At 38.1% G+C, this 23,549-nt stretch carries 21 protein-coding genes; 8 read left to right on the top strand and 13 right to left on the bottom strand.

What is annotated here, in order from left to right:
• Positions 1-66 precede the first annotated feature (66 nt).
• The 3 genes from hisJ to rpsD all read left to right on the top strand — a co-directional run bounded on the left by hisJ (position 67) and on the right by rpsD (position 2,257).
• Entirely contained in the window at positions 67-858 is a 792-nt protein-coding gene (hisJ, locus tag KSHG_RS07020) for a histidinol-phosphatase HisJ (protein ID WP_010303789.1), read from the top strand.
• A gap of 12 nt (positions 859-870) precedes the next feature.
• On the top strand, positions 871-1,350 hold the full coding sequence (locus KSHG_RS07025) for a GAF domain-containing protein (RefSeq protein WP_010303791.1): 480 nt from the start codon (positions 871-873) through the stop codon (positions 1,348-1,350).
• Positions 1,351-1,654: 304 nt separating this feature from the next.
• Positions 1,655-2,257: a 30S ribosomal protein S4 gene (gene rpsD / locus KSHG_RS07030; RefSeq protein ID WP_010303793.1), complete on the top strand. Its 603-nt coding sequence runs from the start codon at positions 1,655-1,657 to the stop codon at positions 2,255-2,257.
• 95 nt (positions 2,258-2,352) lie between these two features.
• On the opposite strand, the gene KSHG_RS07035 is transcribed toward rpsD, so the two are convergent.
• From KSHG_RS07035 to tyrS, 7 genes are all read right to left on the bottom strand, one after another.
• Positions 2,353-2,949: a YIP1 family protein gene (locus KSHG_RS07035; protein ID WP_010303795.1), complete on the bottom strand. Its 597-nt coding sequence runs from the start codon at positions 2,947-2,949 to the stop codon at positions 2,353-2,355.
• A 128-nt stretch (positions 2,950-3,077) separates the two neighbouring features.
• Positions 3,078-3,392, bottom strand: coding sequence for a rhodanese-like domain-containing protein (locus KSHG_RS07040; protein WP_010303797.1), 315 nt, complete (start codon positions 3,390-3,392; stop codon positions 3,078-3,080).
• A gap of 102 nt (positions 3,393-3,494) precedes the next feature.
• Positions 3,495-4,145, bottom strand: coding sequence for an amino acid ABC transporter permease (locus KSHG_RS07045; RefSeq protein ID WP_010303799.1), 651 nt, complete (start codon positions 4,143-4,145; stop codon positions 3,495-3,497).
• A gap of 12 nt (positions 4,146-4,157) precedes the next feature.
• Positions 4,158-4,811, bottom strand: a complete 654-nt coding sequence (locus KSHG_RS07050; protein ID WP_010303800.1) for an amino acid ABC transporter permease — start codon at positions 4,809-4,811, stop codon at positions 4,158-4,160.
• Positions 4,812-4,888: 77 nt separating this feature from the next.
• On the bottom strand, positions 4,889-5,698 hold the full coding sequence (locus tag KSHG_RS07055; RefSeq protein ID WP_010303802.1) for a transporter substrate-binding domain-containing protein: 810 nt from the start codon (positions 5,696-5,698) through the stop codon (positions 4,889-4,891).
• Positions 5,699-5,723: 25 nt separating this feature from the next.
• The gene (locus KSHG_RS07060; protein ID WP_010303804.1) at positions 5,724-6,452 is read right to left on the bottom strand and encodes an amino acid ABC transporter ATP-binding protein; all 729 of its coding nucleotides are present in this window, start codon (positions 6,450-6,452) and stop codon (positions 5,724-5,726) included.
• Positions 6,453-6,819: 367 nt separating this feature from the next.
• Entirely contained in the window at positions 6,820-8,088 is a 1,269-nt protein-coding gene (gene tyrS / locus KSHG_RS07065; RefSeq protein WP_010303805.1) for a tyrosine--tRNA ligase, read from the bottom strand.
• A gap of 570 nt (positions 8,089-8,658) precedes the next feature.
• On the opposite strand from tyrS, the gene KSHG_RS07070 reads away from it, so the two are divergent.
• From KSHG_RS07070 to KSHG_RS07085, 4 genes are all read left to right on the top strand, one after another.
• On the top strand, positions 8,659-11,346 hold the full coding sequence (locus KSHG_RS07070; RefSeq protein ID WP_010303807.1) for a transglycosylase domain-containing protein: 2,688 nt from the start codon (positions 8,659-8,661) through the stop codon (positions 11,344-11,346).
• Between the two features lie 188 nt (positions 11,347-11,534).
• Entirely contained in the window at positions 11,535-12,170 is a 636-nt protein-coding gene (locus KSHG_RS07075; protein WP_010303809.1) for a GNAT family N-acetyltransferase, read from the top strand.
• Between the two features lie 17 nt (positions 12,171-12,187).
• The gene (locus tag KSHG_RS07080) at positions 12,188-12,820 is read left to right on the top strand and encodes an acetoin utilization AcuB family protein (RefSeq protein WP_010303811.1); all 633 of its coding nucleotides are present in this window, start codon (positions 12,188-12,190) and stop codon (positions 12,818-12,820) included.
• Positions 12,805-13,983, top strand: a complete 1,179-nt coding sequence (locus tag KSHG_RS07085) for an acetoin utilization protein AcuC (RefSeq protein ID WP_010303813.1) — start codon at positions 12,805-12,807, stop codon at positions 13,981-13,983. Before KSHG_RS07080 ends, KSHG_RS07085 begins: the two co-directional genes overlap by 16 nt.
• Before the next feature lie 48 nt (positions 13,984-14,031).
• Here the strand turns inward: KSHG_RS07085 and ccpA are convergent, their stop codons facing one another.
• On the bottom strand, positions 14,032-15,030 hold the full coding sequence (ccpA, locus tag KSHG_RS07090) for a catabolite control protein A (RefSeq protein WP_010303816.1): 999 nt from the start codon (positions 15,028-15,030) through the stop codon (positions 14,032-14,034).
• 118 nt (positions 15,031-15,148) lie between these two features.
• The gene (locus KSHG_RS07095; protein ID WP_010303817.1) at positions 15,149-16,234 is read right to left on the bottom strand and encodes a bifunctional 3-deoxy-7-phosphoheptulonate synthase/chorismate mutase; all 1,086 of its coding nucleotides are present in this window, start codon (positions 16,232-16,234) and stop codon (positions 15,149-15,151) included.
• 197 nt (positions 16,235-16,431) lie between these two features.
• Between KSHG_RS07095 and KSHG_RS07100 the strand changes: the two genes are divergently transcribed.
• Positions 16,432-18,582, top strand: coding sequence for a cell division protein FtsA (locus KSHG_RS07100; RefSeq protein ID WP_010303820.1), 2,151 nt, complete (start codon positions 16,432-16,434; stop codon positions 18,580-18,582).
• 51 nt (positions 18,583-18,633) lie between these two features.
• Here KSHG_RS07100 and KSHG_RS07105 read toward each other — a convergent pair whose 3' ends face one another.
• From KSHG_RS07105 to KSHG_RS16340, 4 genes are all read right to left on the bottom strand, one after another.
• On the bottom strand, positions 18,634-19,155 hold the full coding sequence (locus tag KSHG_RS07105) for a YtxH domain-containing protein (RefSeq protein ID WP_010303821.1): 522 nt from the start codon (positions 19,153-19,155) through the stop codon (positions 18,634-18,636).
• A gap of 17 nt (positions 19,156-19,172) precedes the next feature.
• Positions 19,173-19,652 (bottom strand): DUF948 domain-containing protein, encoded by a 480-nt coding sequence (locus KSHG_RS07110; protein ID WP_010303823.1) that lies wholly within the window; start codon positions 19,650-19,652, stop codon positions 19,173-19,175.
• A gap of 159 nt (positions 19,653-19,811) precedes the next feature.
• Positions 19,812-21,113, bottom strand: a complete 1,302-nt coding sequence (gene murC / locus KSHG_RS07115) for a UDP-N-acetylmuramate--L-alanine ligase (RefSeq protein WP_010303826.1) — start codon at positions 21,111-21,113, stop codon at positions 19,812-19,814.
• Positions 21,114-21,378: 265 nt separating this feature from the next.
• Positions 21,379-23,549: DNA translocase FtsK (locus KSHG_RS16340; protein ID WP_010303828.1), on the bottom strand; the 2,171-nt coding region annotated here is incomplete at its 5' end.

Here is a 23,549-nt window from a genome sequence, read left to right on the forward strand (position 1 = left end):
TTCATTTATTTTTAGAGCGTTTTCTACATATTTTCATCATTTTTCCAATAAACGGGAGGAATCACATTGAAACGAGACGGCCACATCCACTCACCATACTGCCCTCACGGCACGAAAGATTCATTTGAACAATACATAGAAAAGGCGATTGCATCGGGTTTCACTGACATTTCTTTCACCGAACATGCCCCCGCACCAGAGGGATTCCTAGATCCTACTCCTGAGCGAGATAGCTTTATGACAATTCACGAATTTGAAACATACGTCAATGAACTGAAACAATTGCAACGAAAATATCATAATCAAATTCGAATACGAATCGGGATCGAACTCGACTACATTGAAGGATACGAAATACAAACGACCGCATTTTTAAAAAAATATGGTCATTTATTAGACGATGCTATTTTATCGGTCCACTTTTTAAAATATAATGGTACATATACGTGTATCGACTTCTCAGATGAAGTGTTTATCGCATTCGCTAAACAAGTCGGTTCTGTTGAAGCTGTCTATCAATTATATTATGATACGATCATTCAATCGATTCAAGCTGACCTTGGCATGGCGAAACCGAAGCGAATCGGACATCCGACACTCATTCATAAATTCCAATTAGCCCATAAAGAAACGATCAATGATGATACACAAGTTCAAACCGTTTTACGACTGATTGCAAAAAAAGGCTATGAACTCGACGTAAATAGTGCAGGTCTTTCTAAAAAATATTGTTTAGAAAGCTATCCTCCAGTGTCTTACATTACGTTAGCGAAAGAACTACAGATCCCTCTTGTATTCGGTTCAGATGCTCACCAGGCAAGTGATTTACACAACTACTATGACGATATTATGAAATAAGGAGATTTTTTTATGTTCGAACAAACTACTTACGAAGGCGATTTAGCCAGCAAATACACATTATTATCAAAACAATTAGACGCATTAATGACAGGTGAAACAGACGAGTTAGCGATTTTAAGTAACGCTTCTTCTTTACTAAATCAATTTTTATCAGATGTAAACTGGTGTGGTTTCTATTTATATAAAAATGAAGAATTATTATTAGGCCCATTCCAAGGGTTACCTGCTTGCGTACATATCGCAATCGGTCGTGGTGTTTGCGGTACTGCTGCACAAACAATGGAAACACAGCTCGTAGCAGATGTTCATGCTTTCCCAGGACATATCGCTTGTGACGGTGCAACGAATGCAGAAATCGTCGTTCCACTTCAAAAAGACGGTCAGTTGTACGGTGTACTCGATATCGATAGCCCAACGAAAGATCGTTTCAGCGAAACGGATCGTGTCGGCATTGAATTGTTCGCTCGTACGCTTGAGAAATTTTTATAAATTAAAATACGTCCTCTTGAAAACTTCAAGAGGATTTTTTTATACGCATTTTCTTTTTTAAACGATAGATTGTTATTATTGCTTGACATTCAATTCATCTGTCACGTACAATAGTCTTTGTGTAAAATGAACGCAGCGGTTGTATGGCCTAGCTATTCAGTTTGCTCCTCTAGTTCATCTAGAAGGTGTATAAGTAATTCGTCGGCTGCATGAACGAACATACATGAAAGCAAAATGGTCGTTACGCTAAATACAACTGATTTTTGTTTTATACCAAATAAAAATCAATTAGGAGGGACTTTAAATGTCTCGTTATACAGGTCCATCTTGGAAACTATCTCGTCGTTTAGGCATTTCTTTAAGCGGTACTGGTAAAGAAATCGAAAAACGCCCATACGCTCCAGGTCAACACGGTCCAACTCAACGTAAAAAAATGTCTGAGTATGGTCTACAATTACAAGAAAAACAAAAATTACGCCACATGTATGGTATGACTGAACGTCAATTCCACAACTTATTCGTTAAAGCTGGCAAACAACAAGGTGTACACGGTGAAAACTTCATGATCTTACTTGAAACTCGCCTTGACAACTTAGTTTACCGTTTAGGTTTAGCTCGCACTCGTCGTGCAGCTCGCCAATTAGTAAACCACGGCCACGTAACTGTTGATGGTAAACGCGTTGATATCCCATCTTACAGCGTTAAACCAGGCCAAGTGATTTCTCTTCGTGAAAAATCTCTTAACCTTACAGCTGTAAATGAAGCTATCGAAGTTAACTCATTCATTCCTGAATACGTAACTTTCGACGCTGACAAAAAAGAAGGTACATTCGTACGTTTACCAGAACGTTCTGAATTATCTGCTGAAATCAACGAAGCGTACATCGTAGAGTACTACTCTCGCTAGTAGCGTTTTCGAAAAAACAGGTTGCTATGCAGCCTGTTTTTTTATATGTATTTATAAAAAAGACCACATCTTTAAAAAAAGATGCGGTCTTTTTCTTATTCAAATGAACCGAAGAAAACTAATCCGATTGCTGTCACAATAAATGCAATCATAAAAATAAGAATAATTAAAATGATAAATTGTATAATGAATGTACCAACTGCACGTCCGATTGAAATATTTTCAACAGTAGCAATTGCAATCACTTCTAATACGAGTGATACGATTGAAATGGCTAATGCAATTAACGCGAAAATCAAATTAACTGCTGTTGGCATGTCACCGGCAAAGTCCCAAATAAATTGAATGATTGCAAATGGCAATAAAATAATAAATGGTAAAAATGTAATATACATCCCTTTTGTCATTTGAATCAGTGTTCCTTGTCCACCAAAGAACCATTTCGCAATAAAATGTACGAAAAGAGAAGCAAAGAAACTTCCTATGATTACAGTTGGGATTGCTAATACGACCACGCCGATTAGGACCAACCAAGGATTCACATATTCATTCAAATCGTACCCACCAAAAAGCACATTACCGAATCCTGCTAAAAATAATACGAGCCAATATGCTGAAAATTTATTTTTTAAAATAAATTGAACAGCTTCTTTTGGGCTTTTCCATGCAATTTTAAATAAATCAAAATTCATATAAACGTCTCCTTTTTTCACGATACTTCTATTTTTACATGAATAAAGAGAAGTTTCTACAACATTTTCAATATTCTACAAGATTAAACTATTTTCTCCTACATTTAATGCAAAATAAGTCGTTTCCCTTACGCGTCTTTCGTAGGAATCGTACATTCGCCGCCCCAGCCATACATACCATCTGTAATATTCGTCACGTCAAAGCCTACGCTTTCTAAATAACGTGCTGCCATTTCACTTCGAACGCCCGCTTTGCAAATAAGTGCATACGGCTTTCTTTCATCCAATTCTGAAATACGGTATTCTAAATCACCTAACGGAATATGTACTGCACCTGGAATCATTCCGTGCTGTACTTCATAATCTTCTCTCACATCAATGACGGTAAGTGTTTCTCTCGCTTCTTGCATTTTTTGTAATTGTTCTGCTGTCATTGTTTTCATAATAGATCTCTCCTCCTTTCATATCATAACTTACGTATCAACAGATGAAAACAAGAAACGTCCTCTGAATCAATTATTCAAAGGACGTTTTTAGTATTAAGTCTAAGTCACTTTTAATTCTAAACGCTTCGCTACTTTCGATAATGTGAAGTTCACTATCCAATACATTAAGGCAACAAATACGAAAACTGGAATAATATAATTTACATTTTGCGCATTAATTACTTGTGCATTATGCATTAACTCTGGAAGTGCAATAACAACAGCTAAAGATGTATCTTTCAATAAAGAAATGAATTGACTAACCATTGGTGGAACCATTCTGCGCAACCCTTGAGGTAATACGATATGCCATAGCGTTTGAATATAATTTAATCCACTTGAACGACCTGCTTCAATTTGACCTTTTTCAACAGAATTCAAACCACTTCGAACAATTTCTGAAATCATTGCGGCTTCAAAAACGGTTAAAGCAGTAATAGCTGCTCCCATAATCGTCATCTGTATACCGACTTCCGGTAATGCAAAAAATGTGAAGAAGATGATGAGTAATAATGGTAAGTTACGAATAATCTCGACGATTGCCCCTAAAATTTGAGACAGTACTGGAATCTTCATATAACGAATGGTTCCGATAACGACGGCGATAATAAAACTTAAAACAATAGCAATTGCAGCCACTTCTAACGTAACTAAAAATCCTTTGAATAAAAATTTAATATGATCGGCGGTTAATGCTCCTGCGATATCCATACTTTAACCTCCTTATGACGTTCTCGCTAAACGTTGTTCCAAATAGCGTACAGCGGAACTTAGCGGAATCGTAATGACTAAATAAAACAACGCAACGAATATATACACTTCAAAAGTTACAAATGTACGAGAAGAAATTAAGTCTGCTTGATACATAAGTTCCCCTGCTGCTAAAATCGTTAAAATAGATGAGTTTTTCACTAAATTAATAAACTGATTTCCTAATGGAGGAATAACAATTTTAATAGCTTGTGGCAATACGACGTACCACATCGTTTGAATATATGTTAACCCTGATGAACGTGCCGCTTCAGATTGCCCTTTATGCACAGCTAAAATACCTGCTCGAATTGCATCTGCAATAAAGGCAGCCGTATAAATAATGAGCGCTAACGTTCCTGCTTGAAAACCGTCTAGTTGAATTTTCAAAGTAGGTAATGCTGTATATAAGAAGAAAGCAATAATTAGCAACGGAATATTCCGGAAAAACTCTACATACGCCGTACCAATCCAATTGCACACTTTAATCGGAGCAATTTGTAAAATGGCTAAAAATGTGCCGAGAGCAAAGCTCCCTACTAATGCTAATAAACTCACGAGAAGCGTTTGTTTGAAACCTGTTAAATAGGCATCCCAGTTTTCCGTTAAAATACTAAAATCTAGCATTAGATTGATCCCCTCATTTCCCTTCATAAAGAATGAAAAGGCAGCAAGTAACTTCGCCGCCCTTCCTAGCAATTGAACTATTCTTTAATCCATTTTTTATAAATTTCATCGTAAGTGCCATTATCTTTTAACGTTTTCAACGCTTTATTAATCTCGGCAATAAATTCTGGACTATCTTTCTTCACTGCTATACCGTATGGCTCATCTGTGAATGTATCCCCAACAACTTCATAATTGCTATCTTCATCCGCCATACCATATAAAATCGCATTATCTGTCGTTAATGTATCCCCTTGGCCAGATTTCAATGCTGTAAATGCTTCTGCGTAATTTTCAAATTCTAAAACAGTTGCCTCAGGTGCTTTTTCACGAATATTAACTGCTGAAGTAGATCCTTTCACAGCTAAAACTTTCGTTCCTTTTTTAATATCATCAATTGATTTAATCGAAGAACCTTTTTTTACTAAAAGAGATTGACCCGCTTCAAAATAAACGTCTGAGAAATCTACTTCTTTTTTACGTTCTTCCGTAATTGTCATCGTCGCGATAATAGCGTTAATATCACCTTTTTGTAATAAAGGAATACGTGTTTTTGAAGTTACTTCTTTAAATTCGGCTTTTGATTCATCGCCTAAAATTTCTTTTGTCAATGCTTTTGCCATATCGATGTCGAATCCTTCAATATCGCCTGTTGTTGGATTTTTCAAACCGAATAAACGAGTATCATTTTTTACACCCCAAACGATTTTGTCTTGCTTTTTCACTGTATCTAATGCATTTTTACCGCTGTCTTTTTCTTTTTCCTTATCCTCACTACCACATGCACCTAGTACAACAGCAGCTAAAATCATCGTCAATAATGCAAACCACAAATTTTTCTTTTTCATCTTATAAAACCCCCTACGTAATTTATTAATGATTCAAAATCCTACTTAAGAATAATTTGGCTCGGTCTTCTTTTGGTTCTTTAAAGAAAGCTTCTGGATTTGTATCTTCTAAAATTTGACCTTTGTCTATGAAAATAATTCGATCCGCTACTTCACGAGCAAAGCCCATTTCGTGTGTAACGACGACCATCGTCATACCTTCTTTTGCAAGGGACTTCATTACATCTAGCACTTCCCCTATCATTTCTGGATCGAGTGCCGATGTTGGCTCATCAAATAGCATAACGTCTGGGTGCATAGCTAATCCTCTAGCAATAGCCACACGCTGTTGTTGACCACCTGAAAGTTGTGCAGGAAATGCATCTGCTTTATCTGGAATCCCTACTTTTTCTAAATACATTCTCGCCGTTTGTTGCGCTTTTTCTTTAGATTGTTTAAGTGCCTTCATCGGTGCTAATGTAATATTATCCAACACCGTCTTGTGAGGATATAAATTAAAATGTTGAAATACCATTCCAATATGTCGACGAAGTTTGTTAACATCGGTCTTTTTATCGCTTAGAACTAAATCATTCACCGTCAAAACACCGGTTGTGATACTTTCTAACTTATTCATACATCTTAGTAGCGTACTCTTTCCCGAACCAGATGGACCGACAATAACGACTACTTCACCTTTTTCAATTTTCAATTCAATATTTTTTAACACTTGAAAATCTCCATAAAACTTATTTACATTGTTAAATTCGATCATCTACTCACCAACCCTCTGCTTAAATCATAGACGAGACTATTTAAATCCCTTAAAAATAGCCTATACTTTATTATTTTATTTTTTAATTATATTTTCAAGTATTGTAAAAATAAGTCAAAAATGTTAAAGGAAATTTTTGTTATATTCATATATATTAAAACTGATCTACTTTTTTATTTATACGTTATTTTTTTATTTTAGTAAAATAAAAAACAAAAAATAATTTCATTAAATAGAATTTATCGTTATTTAAAAGTAATTTTATCGTTTAAAATAGAAATTTTCATAATTTAGACACAAAAAAAGATGTTTAATTGAAGAATTCTCCAATTAAACATCTTTCATTTAATTCTTTTAATTTAATTTTTTAAGCAAATTTCACCATGAAGTATTTTTTCTTACCACGACGGATAATCGTGAAAGCATCTTCTAAGCGATCTTTTGCATCGATTGTGTACTCTAGTTCTTTCACTTTTTCACCATTCACAGAAATGGCCCCGTTCGTTACATCTTCACGTGCTTGGCGTTTTGATGAAGAAATTTTCGCTTCGACTAATAAATCTACGATGTTCGCATCTTTTTTCGCTACTTCAACTGAAGGCACGCCTGAGAATGCGACTTTCATTTCTTCTACTGATAATGCTTTTAACTCACCTGAGAAAAGAGCAGCTGTAATTTTAAGTGCTTGTTCTAATCCTTGTTCACCGTGGATTAATTTTGTCATTTCAGAAGCTAATGTTTTTTGAGCTTCACGCAAATGAGCTTCTGCTTCTACTTTCGCTTCTAATGCTTCGATTTCTTCACGAGATAAGAATGTGAAGATTTTCAAGTATTTTACAACGTCTGAATCCGCTGTGTTTAACCAAAATTGGTAGAACTCGTATGGAGATGTTTTCTCAGCGTCTAACCATACTGCACCACCTGCTGTTTTACCAAACTTCGTACCGTCTGATTTCGTTACTAATGGAATCGTAATACCGAATGCTTTCGTTTCTTCTTCATGTGTTTTACGAATAATTTCAAGACCTGTCGTAATGTTACCCCATTGATCCGAACCGCCTACTTGAATGCGTACGTTGTGGTGATCGTATAAGTGGTTAAAATCCATACCTTGAATTAATGTGTACGTAAATTCAGTGAAAGATAAGCCTGTTTCTAAACGGGAAGAAATCGTATCTTTCCCTAACATGTAGTTAATGTTAATTAATTTACCGAAGTCGCGTAAAAATTCGATTGTCGACATGTTGCCGAACCAATCGTAGTTATTGACAAGTTGTGCACCATTTGTTTCATTTGAGAAATCAAAGATGCGACCAAGTTGACCTTTAATACAATCCACATTGTGTTGAATTTGATCTGCTGTTAATAAATTACGTTCTGATGAGCGACCTGATGGATCCCCGATCATACCCGTTGCGCCACCGACTAAAAGAATCGGTTGGTGACCCGCTTGTTGGAAACGACGAAGTGTTAACATCGGGACAATATGTCCGATATGCATTGAATCTGCTGTTGGATCGACACCTACGTATAAAGAAACTTTCTCTTCATTTAATAATTTTTCCATACCTTCTTCATCTGTTTGTTGGTATAAAAGCCCACGCCATTTTAAATCTTCTACTAATGCATTTGCCATCATTATTCCTCCTATTAAATACCGTTTTGTATAAAAAAACGTCCCTGCCAACAATGAATTCACATTGATGCAGGGACGTTAGGGACGTATAACGCGGTACCACCCGGCTTGGAGACTATTAAAATCTCCCGCTTCGTTCGCTTTATCGCAGCGCTACGTCTCCCTCCGAATGTGTATTTCATAAATCGACTATGACTAACTTTCACCAACCGTTAGCTCTCTAAGCAGGGAATCTGATTTACTACTGCGCATTCTTCGCCGTTCGAATAATATATACGTAATTATCGTTTGAAATAATCCAAATGTCAATATTGGAATTCAATTATGGTATAATATACGAGATTTTGATTTCCAAAATCAAACTGAAAAATGCTATAAATTGGCATATTCATCATTGATTAGGGTAATATGTGTATGTATTCATACACAGTGGATTGAACCTTAAAAAATTCATTGAAAACTACGTTAAATTGTTGCCATAACATAGTCCCTTCATTTGGAGTATAAAGGAGGAAGGCGTTCTAAAAGTAGCAACATCACCATACGTGAACTTTTAGAAACGTCACATAAGTGAACAAATTTAAACAGTGGATCGAAAAATTCGATGCTCGTATCGATGAGTTATCTGAAAAAAGATGGACACGCTACTTCCGAATCACATCAAGCGTGCTCAAAAACCTACTCATCTTACTCGCTTTAATAGCGTTCATCGGAATTATTTTTGTCGGTTCTATCGGTGCTGGTTATTTCGCTTCACTTGTAAAAGAAGAAAAGCTTACGACAAGCAAAGAAATGACAACTGCAGTTCATAACTATGAAGAAACGAGTAAGCTTTATTTTGCCGACAAAAAATACTTAGGTAAAATGCGTACGGATCTTGAGCGTACAGAAACGACATTAAAAGAAGTTTCCCCTCAATTGATCGATGCGGTTATTGCAACAGAAGATGAATATTTCTACGAGCATACCGGTATTGTACCGAAAGCTGTGTTACGCGGACTTTTACAAGATGTATCTAATTCTGATTCACAAACGGGTGGATCAACGTTGACACAGCAATTAATTAAAAACCAAATTTTAACGAATGAAGTATCTTACGAACGTAAAGCAAAAGAATTACTATTAGCGATGCGTTTAGAACACTTCATGACAAAAGATGAAATTTTGGAAGCATACTTAAACGTTATTCCGTACGGTCGTAACTCGAGCGGAACGAATATCGCCGGGGTTGCAACAGCAGCTGAAGGTATTTTCAATGTAAAAGCAAATAAATTGAATCTAGCTCAAGCAGCATATATCGCAGGTATTCCCCAATCGCCTTTCACTTATACACCGTTCACACGTACTGGTGAATTGAAAGACGATAAACAATTAAAAATCGGCATTAATCGTATGAAAACTGTTTTATATCGTATGAAAGAAACAGGAAAAATTACGAATAAGCAATACCAAAAAGCAATCAAGTACAACATAAAAAAAGACTTCCGTTCAAAAGAAGCAAAAGCAACTGAAAAATACCCTTACGTAACGTATGAGATAGAAGGGCAAGCAAAAACAATCATGGCGAAAATCATCGCGAAACGTGATGGAATCGAAGGTAAACGAATTGATAATGAAAAACGTTTACGTGAAAAATATGAAATTTTAGCTGACCGTGAATTACGTACAAAAGGATACAAAATTTATTCAACAATTGATAAATCAATGTACGATGCGATGAATAAAACAGCGAAAAACTTCAGTGGATACGGGATGACACTTTCTCGTCAAACGACCGATTCAGAAACAGGCGAAGCGAAAACAGTCGAAGCACCTGTCCAAGTTGGTGGGATTGCGATTGAAAATAAAACCGGTAAAATTTTAAGTTTCATCGGTGGTCGTGATTTCAATTTAGAAGAACTAAACCACGCAACGAAATCGGTTCGACAAAATGGTTCCACAATTAAACCATTACTCGTTTACGGCCCAGCTATTGATAACGGCATCATTAGTGCCGGTAGTATGGTACCTGACGTAGAAGTAACGACGCACGGTTGGTCTACATCGAAACCTCTTGAAAACTATGAGGGTGCTACACCGAAAGGCCTCGTAACAGCTCGTGATGCATTGAAAAACTCGTTAAACTTACCAGCTGTACGTGTCTATGGTCTAAACTTTAACAACAATCCGATCAACTACTTAGACAAAATGGGCTTCTCACACATTACAGATACGGACCGTACGACATATTCCGCTGCACTCGGTGGTCTTCAATACGGTGCTACACTTGAAGAGAACACGAATGCATTTGCGACATTCGCCAATGAAGGTAAATTCGTCGACGCTTATATGATTACGAAAATCGTTGATAACGACGGTAAAACCATTTATAAACATAAAGCAAAATCGAAAAAAGTATATTCTCCTGAAACAGCTTATATCGTATCAGACATGTTACGAGACGTATTGAAATCAGGGACAGGTCAAGTAGCAAAATCAACACTTAAATTCAGTGCAGACTTTGCAGCCAAAACCGGAACGACTCAAAAATACAACGATGTTTGGTTTATGGGATACAACAAAGATATTTCACTTGGCATGTGGTTAGGCTATGACCAACCAACAACACTAAGCTACGGTGAAGGTTACTACGGTAAACCTTCGAAACGTTTAAATCGCCTATGGGGTCAAGTAATGAACTCTATTTACGATACGAACCCTGAGTTAGCAACAGCCGGTGGTAAAACGTTTAGCCGTCCTACCTCTGTCGTAAGTCGCTCAACGTGTACGATTCAAGGCGAAGCGTGTACGACAGATTTAGTGAACTCACTCATTTCATTAAAATCTTACACACCATACCAAATTCTGCAACCATTTGGTGGCAGCGTGGAAGCATTAAAAGGACCTAAAAAAGAACCGGAAGTAACGACACCTACAACGACGGGCACACCGAATACGCGCTCTTCAAGTACATCAAGTTCTTCTAGCTATAACTCAACAAGTTCGAACTCTACAAGTTCAAGTTCTTCAAGTTATACGAGTCCAAGCACTAGCAACTCAAACACATCAAGTTCTAGCAACTCGAATTCGACAAGTACGCAGAACTCAAGTACTACTAATTCGAATACGACTGGAGCGGGTTCGACAAATACGGATTCTACTAGTTCAAGTTCGACAAACTCGGGCTCAACAAACTCAACTGGAGCCGGCTCAACGAATTCTAGTTCTAACAGTTCTACAGATACAAGTACGACAACTACACCATCTAGTGGTGAATAACTTTCTCTACTGTATAGCACACCAAAAAAACTCGAAGCAAAATAAGCTTCGAGTTTTTTATTTTCACTTTTCATAAATCAGTCAAAAAATTCTCGTTTATGTGATTTATTTTTCGTTCAAATTATTTTTTTCTAAATTTTTCCTGTATAATAAAATGGACATATTGATTAAACAAAGGAGGTACATTTGTGAACCATAAGAAAGTATTTTCTTCGCAATTACTAGAAAGTCGCATAGGCACGCTCACGATAGAAGGTCCTATGTCTTATGAAGCGCTTCTCCCCCTTTCATTACACGAAGGATTAAAAGCTTTTCGACCTGCCGAACAACAATACGATGCTTTACTAAAAATTTCGCAGTTCCCAGAAGGACGCATTCTCGTAGCACGATTAGATCAACTCATCGTTGGTTATGTTACGATTTTATATCCCGACCCACTCGAACGTTGGTCCGAAGCTAAAATGGAAGAACTCATTGAGCTTGGTGCTATTGAAGTCATTTCAGACGTGCGTGGTGCCGGTGTCGGTAAAGCGCTCGTACGACAAGCGATGAGCGATGATGCGATGGAAGACTTCATCGTCATTACGACTGAATATTATTGGCATTGGGATTTAAAAAATACAGGACTCACCGTTTGGGATTATCGAAAAATGATGGAAAAAATGATGAATGCAGGTGGGTTAATTGAATATACGACAGATGACCCTGAAATTGCTTCGCATCCAGCAAACTGCTTAATGGCTCGAATTGGTAGCCGTGTCTCACAACAAAGTATCGATGCGTTTGACCGTATTCGATTTTACAATCGTTACCATAATTCATAATGTAGGAGGCTTTCTCTATGCTTGTGGAAAATTTAATGATTCAAGATGTTCATACATTACGTCCAGACAATACGTTGCGAGAAGCAGAAGAACTAATGCGCACAAAAAATATTCGACACATTCCAATCGTCACAGAGACACTTGAACTCGTCGGATTAATTAGTGAACATGATTTAAAATGCGCACTCCCTTCTTCTCTATTGACCGAGCAACGCCATGCGCTAAACAATCGTTTCATTGAAGAATTTATGGTGACCGATGTCATGGTCGCTCATCCTCTTGATTTTGTAGAAGAAATGGCATTACTTTTTTTCGAGGAAAAAATAAGTTGCTTGCCGATCGTATCTGAGGGACAACTCGTTGGCATTTTAACCGGCACAGATATTTTATACACGTATATCGAATTAACGGGTGCCCATAAACCGAGTTCTCAAATTGAACTAAAAGTGCCCGACCAAGTAGGTACTCTGCATAGAGTAACAGCAATTTGTGCCACACATCGTGCAAGCATTATGAGTTTACTCGTATATCCAGACACGAAAGATTCACTTAAAAAAATTGTTTCATTGCGTATTAAAAGCATTAGTCCACAACTAATTATTGAAGATTTACGGAAGGAGGGTTTCGAACTACTATGGCCAAACATCTAAATACGATGACAGACGCAGTATTCGTCTATTCTCCAGACCAACTAACATATAAGTTTTCAGATGAACATCCTTTCAATCAAAAACGGCTTCAGTTAACGATGACGCTTTTAGAAGCAATCGGTGCCCTTTCTCCAGAACAAATCGTTGCACCACGTATAGCAACAGATGAAGAATTAGCACTCGTGTTTGACCGTACTTACATTGACATCGTTCGTCGTGCAGGTCATGGCTACGCTACAGTTGAAGAAGGTGAACCGTATGGAATTGGAACAGAAGACACACCTATTTTTCCAAATATGCACGAAGCGAGTGCATCGATCGTAGGTGCTACACTAACGGCCTGTGACTACGTCATGCAAGGCAAATCTCAACATGCCGTCAATCTCGGCGGTGGATTGCATCATGGCTTTAAAAATAAAGCATCTGGATTTTGTATTTATAACGATAGTTCCGTAGCGATTAAATACATGCAAAAAAAATACAATGCACGCGTCTTATACGTAGATACCGATGCCCATCACGGTGACGGCGTTCAATTTACTTTTTACGATGACCCGAATGCTTGTACTTTTTCCATTCATGAAACAGGTCGTTACTTATTTCCCGGTACAGGGTCTATTACAGAGCGTGGAACGGGTGATGCGTACGGTACTTCGTTTAACATACCGATTGATGCCTTTACCGAAGATGATTCTTTTTTAGACGTCTATGAAACGGCCTTGCGTGAAATTGTGCATGACTTTAAACCGGACGTTATTTTAACGCAAAATGGCGCTGACGCTCATCACTTTGACCCGCTCACACACTTATCATGTACGATGCGAATTTATCAAGAAATCCCACGTGTTGCACACGAATTAGCACATGAATATTGCGAAGGACGTTGGATTGCAGTTGGTGGCGGTGGTTATGATATTTGGCGTGTCGTTCCTCGTGCATGGTCATACATTTGGACGGAGATGAGTAATTTCAAACAACCACATGGGCCTATTCCAAAACAGTGGCTCGAGCAGTGGCAAAGAGAATCACCCGTAACCCTCATGCCAAACTGGGATGATCCCGATCCTTTATTTACACCCATTCCGCGTAAAAAAGAAATTACTGAAAAAAATAAACAAACGCTCGAGAAAGCACTACATACATTACGTCATAATTCATTATAAAAAAAAGAGGAATGTCTCAATGAGACATTCCTCTTTTTCGTCTATCATTTACTTCGTTGAAGCACGTATTTCCATGCGATGTGGTAGCAATACTTGCGATTCTTCCACATTTTCTTTATTCATGATTTTCGTTAATAAACGCATAGATACAGCACCAATGTCGTATAGTGGTAAAACGACTGAAGAAAGTTGCGGGCGAACCATACGCGCTAGTTTTGAGTTTTCAAAGCTACACACTTCAATGTCCGTCGGTACTTCTTTATCATCATCTTGCGCTGCATGAATGACACCAATCGCTGGCTCATCGCTACCAACAAAATAAGCTGTTGCAGGTTCTGTTAATTTTGATACGTGATTGTACACTTGAATTCCTTGGTCATACGTTAATACATCATCAAAAATAAGCGCTTCATCAATAGCAATATTCGCTTCTTCTAATGCGCGAACGTACCCTTGGTATTTATACTTTTTATTAATCGTCGCTTTAAACGAACCTGAAATGAACGCAATACGTTTATTGCCATTTTCGATTAATTGCTTAACCGCTTCGTACGTTGCTTCTTCATAATCAATGTTTACAGCAGGCAGATGCGCTTTTTCATCAATTGAGCCCGCTAATACGATTGGTACTGGTGAATGGCTCATCTTGCTCGCTAATACATTGCTGACGCATTCTGTCATCATAACAATACCATCCACTTGTTTACCGTACATCGTATCAAGTAAAGACAATTCTTTATCTTCATTTAAATCCGAGTTCGATAAAATAATATTGTAACGGTACATTGTAGCAATATCTTCAATACCTCGTGCAAGTTCTGCATAAAAGATATTTGAGATATCTGGAATAATAACACCGACAGTTGTCGTTTTCTTACTTGCTAAACCTCGCGCAACAGCATTTGGACGATATTCTAAACGTTCAATAACGTCTAACACTTTTTTGCGGGTCGCTGGCTTAACATTCGGATTCCCGTTGACAACACGAGAAACGGTTGCCATTGAAACACTTGCTTCGCGTGCTACATCATAAATAGTTACGGTCACAAAATGACCCTCCTTTAAACTCATATATACTTATAATAAACCATTATGAAAGCGGTTTTCAACATAAGAAAAATGACGATTCATCGAAATGAACCGCCACTCTCCTAAAATATAAAGTTTATGCTTTTAATTCATACTGTTTCATGAACACTTGTAGAGCATCGTAGAACTTATCAAATGTTGGAATATCCATTTGTTGTTGTGAATCAGAAAGTGCTACAGCCGGATCTGGGTGCACTTCTGCCATAACGCCATCTGCGCCAATCGCAATCGCTGCTTTTGCACAAGGTAATAATAAATCACGACGACCTGTAGAGTGAACAACGTCAACGAATACAGGTAAATGCGTTTCTTGTTTTAAAATTGGAACCGCTGAAATATCAAGTGTATTACGTGTCGCTTTTTCATACGTACGAATACCACGTTCGCAAAGAATAATTTGGCTATTCCCTTTAGACATAATGTATTCTGCTGCATGAATGAATTCATCGATTGTTGCAGCTAAACCACGTTTTAGAAGAACGGGTTTATTCGTTTCACCTGCTGCTTTTAATAATTCAAAGTTTTGCATGTTACGTGCACCAATTTGAATAACATCAACATAATCTAATGCTTCTTCAATATGAGATGGTGTCACGATTTCTGAAATAATTCCAAGACCGTGTTTTTGACCTACTTCTTTTAAGATTTTGAGGCCATCTAAACCTAGACCTTGGAAATCGTATGGAGACGTACGAGGTTTGTATGCACCACCACGCATTAATTTTAAGCCTTTCCCTGCAACAGCCGCTGCAACAGCTTCTGTTTGCTCGTAAGACTCTACAGCACACGGACCGAAGACGAATGAAGGCAAGCCTTCACCAATTGGTTCACCGTTCACATTAACAATCGTATCTTCTGGCTTGCTCTTACGTGAAACTAATAATTTTTTCTTTTGATTATTTTCTTGTAATTTTAATGCTGTTTTGAAAATTTCTTTGAAAATATGATTTACTGTGCCTGCTGTTAGCGGGCCTTTGTTGTTTTCTTTAATTAAGTCTAGCATGTGGCGTTCTCGTAAAGGATCAAATCGGTTTACACCTTGTTTCTCTTTGACTTGACCTATTTGTTCTACTACCTCTGCACGTTCATTGATTAAACGTAAAATTTCAAGGTTTAATTCGTCTACGCGGTCACGTAGGTTGTCTAGATTTTGATGACTCATAACCGTTTTCCCCTCTCCTCCACATCATCAGATACTTTAAGCAAACTGAAATGTGTGTTACATTTTTTAATAATACAAACAGTATAATCAATTACTTTGAAAATGTCACGCATTTTTTCTTTAACGCTTCAACGTGCAAAAGCACTATAGTTTAAAAATAAGTAATTTTCTGAATATTGGAGAGGATGTTTGCGTAAATGATGGATAAAATTTTTGCTTTAGATATTGGGACTCGCTCTGTTGTCGGTGTTATTTTACAACACGCGAATGACACGCAATATGAAATTGTCGATTTATTAGTAGAAGAACATAAAGAACGTGCGATGGTTGATGGTCAAATACATAATGTACTGCACGTTGCAGAAGTGATTCAACATATTAAAGCTGCATTAGAAGAAAAACACGGTCCACTTACCCACGTAAGTGTTGCGGCTGCCGGTCGTTCATTAAAAACTGAAACGGGTACGATGTTACTAGACATTAAAAATCGGGCGGCGATTACAGACGATGACATTCATCGACTAGAACTTGCCGCCGTACAAGAAGCGCAACAAAAACTCGTCAACGACCAAGACGGAAAAGATGCATCGCATTATTATTGTGTCGGTTATTCGGTTCTCCATTATTATATTGATGACCAAGAAATCGGAAGCTTAATTGACCAGCAAGGAACAGAAGTCAAAATCGAGGTTATCGCTACTTTCCTACCTCGTGTCGTCGTTGAATCTTTGATTGCTTCTTTAAAACGTGCGAATTTAAAATTAGACGGCCTCACTTTAGAACCGATTGCGGCAATTAATGCGCTCATCCCAAGTACGATGCGTCGTTTAAATGTCGCACTCGTCGATATTGGTGCAGGAACATCGGACATCGCCATTACAAATGATCGTACCGTCGTTGCTTACGGCATGGTTCCTACTGCTGGGGACGAAATTACAGAAGCACTTAGCGATAATTACTTACTCGACTTCCCTGTTGCCGAACAAATCAAAAGACAATTGCTCACACAAGATACCGTCGCAATCGAAAATATTTTAGGATTCGAACAAGACGTTCCAAGTACAGAAATCATTGATGGGGTATTACCTGCCATTCAACATCTTGCACAGCAAATTGCAACGGAGCTTCTTCGTTTAAATAGCGATAAGCCCCCAAAAGCGGTGCTATTAGTTGGCGGAGGTAGTTTAACTCCTCATCTTGAGAAAGAGCTTGCAGAGCACTTACAATTGCCTACAAACCGCGTAGCCGTTCGAGGAGTCGATGCAATTCCTTCTTTAGTCAAACAAACGACGTTCGTACACGCTCCTGAACTCGTTACACCGATTGGGATTGCTATTGCTGCTGAACATACACCGATCCACTACGTAACCGTTACCGTCAACAATCAAGTTGTCCGACTGTTTGAAGTTAAAGAAATGACGGTTGCCGATGCGCTGCTTGCCGCAAATGTTCAAGCAAAAAAATTGTACGGAAAACCTGGTAAAGATTTAACGATTAACGTCAACGGACAACGAATCGTCATTCCTGGCAGTCACGGAAGTCCGACGACAATTATCGTCAACGGTGAAACCGTTTCTATGAAGCATCCTATTCAAGATGGAGATGTCGTTACATTGTCTGAAGGATTGAACGGGTTACCTGCAAAAGCAACGATTGAAGAACTCATTGATTTGCCGAAACCTAAAACGATTCGTTTATTAGATGACACCGTAACGCTACACCCTTCTGTCCACCTAAATGGACAACCGATACAAACGATGACGCATCTGCTTCAAAATGGGGATACGATCGTATATAGCTCGATTGAAACGATTGAAGATGCACTCGTCGCATTAAAAAAAGAATCGATTTTACAAAGCGTTACACCTTTTTCAATTATCGTCGATCAAAAGCCAATGCAATTTTCTTCTTTATCTAATGAGCTTCTTTTAAACGGACTACCTGCGAAAAAACATTACCCGATTCAAAATGGGGATGCACTAGCTATTAAACCTCCACAACGAGCAACTGTCCGTTTTTTAGCTCATCAATTGCATATGCCATTAAACAATCAAATTGAAATTACCTTCCAAGGCGAATCATTGACACTGCAAAAACCGATTGTCGACGTACTCGTAAATCGACAAATAGCTACACTCGATGCAGTCATTCAGTCAGGCGACCACATTCAATTTATTGCTCTTGCCCAAGATCCTTGGACGTACCAAGATGTATTTCGTTTTTCAAACTGGCAAATCCCGAGCGATTTTAAAGGGACGTTCCAAATATTGAAAAACCAACAACCGGTCGCATTTGACGCACCGATTTTCGGTGGCGATCAACTAACGATTGAACTCATCCCAGCATAACAAAAAAGAGGAAGCGAATAAATCGCTTCCTCTTTTTATTTACAGTTCAACCTAAGCTTTCGGTTCACTCGCTTGTGCTTTTTCTGCCGCAAGCTTTGCTTCTTCTGCTTCAATTTCTGCAATCGTTAAGTCAATCGTTTCCATCACATCAAAAGGTTCTTCTCCTTCAGATGATACGGTTCCATCATCTGTTGGTGGTGTGAACGTTTGTGATTTTAATGATTTTGCTTTTTCAACGAGGTTTGACGATTGTTCTTGTACTTTTTGCGTCAAATCTGTCGCTTTTTCTTTTACAGTTGAAGAGTAATCTGCGCTTTTAATTTTAAGACCGTTCACTTGTGAAACGACGTCTGAACGTAAATCTTTCCCAGCTTTCGGAGCAAGCAATAACGCGGCAGCAGCTCCAAGAACGCCACCTACAAATGCGCCAATGACAAAGTCTTTGCCATTTACACTGCTTGAATTATCATATATTTCATCCGAGCCTTTCTTTTCGTAAGGTTTTGGTAAATATGATTGTTCGATTTGTAATTGATGTTTTACTTCATTGTAGTTTGGTTTTTCTGCTGACATGTTAAGCGTCCCCCTTTTTATTTAGTGCGTTTGAAAAATGATTTTTTCTCTTTGTTCGCAATTGGCTCATCTACGATTACATTCGAACGTTTTTCTTCTTTAATTTTACTACGAATACCCATAATTGCACTGCTCCATTGAACAACTTGTGCAATTTGGTCACTGTTTTTAGCAACATTATTGTGAATAGAAGATGTAACAGATTGAACTGAATTGTTTAATCCTGAAACGGAATCACCGAACCCTTTTACAGCACTTACTAATGAATTAAGCTGTGCTGATTTTCCTTGCACATCTTCTGCTAGAGCATTTGTTTTTTCAAGTAACAATGTCGTCTCATGCGTGATGCCTTGCATCTGTCCTTCGATTCCTTCCATTGTTTTTGAAATACCTTTTAACGTAGGGTTTAACGCTTTCAAAGTAACAGCTAGTGAGATACATAATACTAATACTGCTACGGCAAAAATGACTGCTGCGATATATAAAATAATAATCACAAAAAATCCCTCCTCTTTATAAACATTTTTTTCCACAATTACGTGTGAAATAAACATGCTTCTTCCTTCATTCTACAAATTTTTTGCATTTTCTGCCACTAAAAAAGTATGCTATTAAAATAAAAAAGCCTCTTCGTTAGAAGAGGCTTTTGTTTTTCATTATTTTTGCAACATTTCTTCAAAGGCTGCTTGATACTTCGTAATATCTCCAGCACCCATGAATAAGAAAACAGCATTTTCATGTTTTTGTAATTCAGCTAAGTTGTCCATACGTAAAATATGGTGTTCTTTTACTAAATCAGCTAAGTCATTAATCGTTAAATTCCCTTCTTTTTCACGAGCAGAACCGAAAATATCACATAAGTAAATGCAATCTGCTAAGTTTAACGCGTCCGCAAACTCTTTCAAAAATGCTTGTGTACGTGAGAACGTATGCGGTTGGAATACGGCTAACAATTCACGGTCAGGATATTTTTGACGTGCTGATTGAATCGTTGCTTTAATTTCTGTTGGGTGATGAGCATAGTCATCAACTAATACTTTGTCACCGATTGTTGTCACTGTGAAGCGACGTTTTACGCCACCATAAGTGTGTAAGCGTGCTTGAACAATTTCTGGTGAGATTCCTTCGTAGTGGCATAAAGAAATCACAGCAAGTGTGTTTAAAACGTTGTGGTCCCCAAACATTGGAATCGTAAATGTATTATAAAATTCATTGCGGACGAAAACATCAAATGTTGTACCATCTGTTGTTTTTTGAACGTTACGTGCCTCAAAATCATTGTCTGCACCGAAGCCGTAATAAACGACTGGTACATTTGCTTGAATGCGTTGTAAGTTTTCATCATCACCCCATGCAATGATTGCTTTTTTAACTTGTAGTGCCATTTCTTGGAATGCAGAGAAAACATCTTCCATATCAGAATAATAGTCTGGATGGTCGAAATCGATATTCGTCATAATTGCATAATCTGGGTGATATGCTAAAAAGTGACGACGGTATTCGCATGCTTCCATAACGAAATTTTGAGCATCTTTAGCGCCACCACCTGTACCATCTCCAATTAAATAAGAAGTTGGTTCATTACCAGCTAACACATGTGCCATCAAGCCTGTAGTTGATGTTTTACCGTGTGCACCTGTAATCGCAACAGACGTATATTTTTCTAAGTATTCACCTAAAAACGTATGGTAGCGTATAACTTCTACGCCTATTTCGCGAGCGCGAACTAATTCAGGATGTTCATCAGGGAATGCATTCCCTGCAATCACTGTCATACCTGCTTGAATATTTTCTGCATCAAACGGGAAAATCGTAATACCGCGTGCGCGCAATGGATCTTCTGTGAAGAAGTGTTTTTCAATATCAGAACCTTGAACTTGTTCACCTGAGTCAAATAAAATTTGAGCTAATGAACTCATGCCAGATCCTTTAATTCCTGTAAAGTGATATAATGTCATTTTTTATTGAAACCTCCCGGAAAAGTATCCTTTTCCTTCAATTAATGAACTGCTGGCCTTTGTAAAGGTCGCTTCTTGCAAGTGCAAGCAACCCCTCTCGTTCGAAAAAGTTGTGAGTTGTATGAGTACTTTCCTTCTTAGTGGAGGGCTTTCACTCACGCCCCTGCTATATAACATCGTTCAAAACATTTTACATTATAGCACGAATCAATCAATTTAAGAATAAAACGTTTTTCAATATGCGTTATTTTCATTTTTTATACAACTAACCGAACATCTCAAACAAATCTGTTTCCGTTAAAAAGACGTCGCGTTGCTTAGAACCACGCGCTTCAGAAATGTATCCCATCTCTTCTAATGTATCCATTAAACGGGCTGCTCGGTTGTACCCAATGCTAAAGTGACGTTGCAATTGTGATGTCGAAGCGCCATCGCTCTCTACGATATGACGGCATACCGCTTCAAATAATTCATCTTGCTTTTCATTCAAATCAGCTTTCTTTACGAGTTCCTCTGGCGCAAATAAATAATTAGGTGCGCCGAGTGATCGAACGTAATCTGTCACATCTTCAATTTCTTCATCCGTCACAAAAGTACCTTGAAGTCTTACCGGGTTATTAGAGCCATTCGCTAAATAAAGCATGTCTCCTTTTCCGAGTAATCTTTCTGCACCTTGTGTATCTAAAATCGTACGTGAATCAATATTAGATGCAACCGCAAATGCGATTCGAGTTGGAATGTTTGATTTAATTAATCCGGTAATGACGTCAACAGAAGGACGTTGTGTCGCAACGACTAAATGAATTCCACAGGCACGCGCTTTTTGTGTAATACGACAAATTGCGTCTTCTACATCTTGTGGTGCTTGCATCATTAAGTCTGCCAGTTCATCAATCACGATGACTAAATACGGCATCTTTTGAGCAAACGCACGTTTATGTTCCATCATTTCATTGTAGCGAGAAATGTGACGAACACGAAGTTCATGGAATAGTGTATAACGACGTTCCATTTCTTCAACTGCCCATTTAAGTGCAGCCGTTGCTGCTTTCACATCCGTTATAACTGGACTGACTAAATGAGGAATATCTTCATAAACGGCTAACTCAACCATCTTCGGATCAATTAACATTAATTTTACATCTTGTGGGCTCGTTTTCAACAATAAGCTAATGAGAATCGAGTTAATACAGACTGATTTCCCACTACCTGTCGAACCGGCAATCAATCCATGAGGCATTTTAGCTAAGTCAAAAGTTACAGCATCTCCTGTTAACCCTAACCCAAGCGCTACTTCTAGTGGCGACTCCGCTTCTTTATAATGCTCTGTTTCTGTAATTTCAGATAGTCGCACAGGTCGCGTCTTTTCATTTGGAATTTCAATACCGATTAAACTTTTCCCTGGAATCGGTGCTTCAATTCGAATGTCACGCGCTGCCAACTCTAATTTAAGATTATCTGATAAGTTCGTAATTTTGTTTAATTTAACACCATGTCCGACTTTCAATTGAAACTGTGTAACAGTCGGGCCTTGTGTAACACCTTCAATTTCCGCTTCTATTTGAAAATCATTCAATGCTCTTACGAGTCTTTCTGCTTGCGCATCCATCCATTCGAAATCTTCACGCTGCGCTACTGGCGGTTCTAAATAGCTAAGGGCATGTTCTACATTCGGTTCAATACGGCGTTCTGGTTCACTGTTAAAAACAAGATCTAATGCCTCCTGGGATGGTGCTTGTCCTTTTAAATTATTTATATCTTCTACTACTTCAGGACGTTCTTCTAATGCGATAGCTGTCGTTTGATTAATAACAGCTTGCTGTTCCGTCATCTCATGTTCTACCGCCGTTTGTACAACTTCATGAAATGCCTCCCCTTCTGAAGCTGACTCTACTTCAACGACACTTTCTTCTTCGTAAAACGGTTGTGTAAATTCTGCCTCATAAAGGACTTCTTCATGTTGCTCTAATACGGCATGCGGTTGTTCTTCTACAAGTTCTACACGGTCAACAATGTCAATCGCATCCTCTTGTTGAGCTTCAGGCGTAATAAAAGAAGATACTTCATCTGTTACGCTTTTGGGGGAATGCACCTGTTCAGCTTGACTTGTAGACGGCTTACGATAAGAGTTAACCGTTATAACAGGACGCATTGGAGAAGTTGGGAATAACTTCGTTAACGCTTCTGCATTTTTTTGCTGTTGTAATTTTTTCTTTTCAGAAGGCAATAGTTCCACATTAAAAGGACGTACTTTTTCTTTCAATATGCTATTTGCCAACACACGGAATTCTGCTTCTTCTTTCGATAAACCTTGTGCCATAAACCCTTCAATAGTCGTCGGCTCTTTAATAGAAACCGTTTCATCAGAAGTTATCACTTCTTCGATTGGTGTTACTTCTTCAACTTCTTCGACGTCGACTTGTTCTGTCGCTTCCA

Source organism: Kurthia senegalensis, assembly GCF_000285595.1.
In the GTDB taxonomy this organism is placed as follows: Bacteria; Bacillota; Bacilli; order Bacillales_A; family Planococcaceae; genus Kurthia; species Kurthia senegalensis.

Coding starts and splice junctions, on each gene's coding strand:
- KSHG_RS07045 (WP_010303799.1), bottom strand. CDS start 4,145: ATGGATATCGCAGGAGCATTAACCGCCGATCATATTAAATTTTTATTC.
- KSHG_RS07095 (WP_010303817.1), bottom strand. CDS start 16,234: ATGAGTCATCAAAATCTAGACAACCTACGTGACCGCGTAGACGAATTA.
- KSHG_RS07035 (WP_010303795.1), bottom strand. CDS start 2,949: ATGAATTTTGATTTATTTAAAATTGCATGGAAAAGCCCAAAAGAAGCT.
- KSHG_RS07050 (WP_010303800.1), bottom strand. CDS start 4,811: ATGCTAGATTTTAGTATTTTAACGGAAAACTGGGATGCCTATTTAACA.
- KSHG_RS07060 (WP_010303804.1), bottom strand. CDS start 6,452: ATGATCGAATTTAACAATGTAAATAAGTTTTATGGAGATTTTCAAGTG.
- tyrS (WP_010303805.1), bottom strand. CDS start 8,088: ATGGCAAATGCATTAGTAGAAGATTTAAAATGGCGTGGGCTTTTATAC.
- KSHG_RS07085 (WP_010303813.1), top strand. CDS start 12,805: ATGGCCAAACATCTAAATACGATGACAGACGCAGTATTCGTCTATTCT.
- murC (WP_010303826.1), bottom strand. CDS start 21,113: ATGACATTATATCACTTTACAGGAATTAAAGGATCTGGCATGAGTTCA.
- rpsD (WP_010303793.1), top strand. CDS start 1,655: ATGTCTCGTTATACAGGTCCATCTTGGAAACTATCTCGTCGTTTAGGC.
- KSHG_RS07040 (WP_010303797.1), bottom strand. CDS start 3,392: ATGAAAACAATGACAGCAGAACAATTACAAAAAATGCAAGAAGCGAGA.
- KSHG_RS07080 (WP_010303811.1), top strand. CDS start 12,188: ATGCTTGTGGAAAATTTAATGATTCAAGATGTTCATACATTACGTCCA.
- KSHG_RS07100 (WP_010303820.1), top strand. CDS start 16,432: ATGATGGATAAAATTTTTGCTTTAGATATTGGGACTCGCTCTGTTGTC.
- KSHG_RS07105 (WP_010303821.1), bottom strand. CDS start 19,155: ATGTCAGCAGAAAAACCAAACTACAATGAAGTAAAACATCAATTACAA.
- KSHG_RS07055 (WP_010303802.1), bottom strand. CDS start 5,698: ATGAAAAAGAAAAATTTGTGGTTTGCATTATTGACGATGATTTTAGCT.
- KSHG_RS07025 (WP_010303791.1), top strand. CDS start 871: ATGTTCGAACAAACTACTTACGAAGGCGATTTAGCCAGCAAATACACA.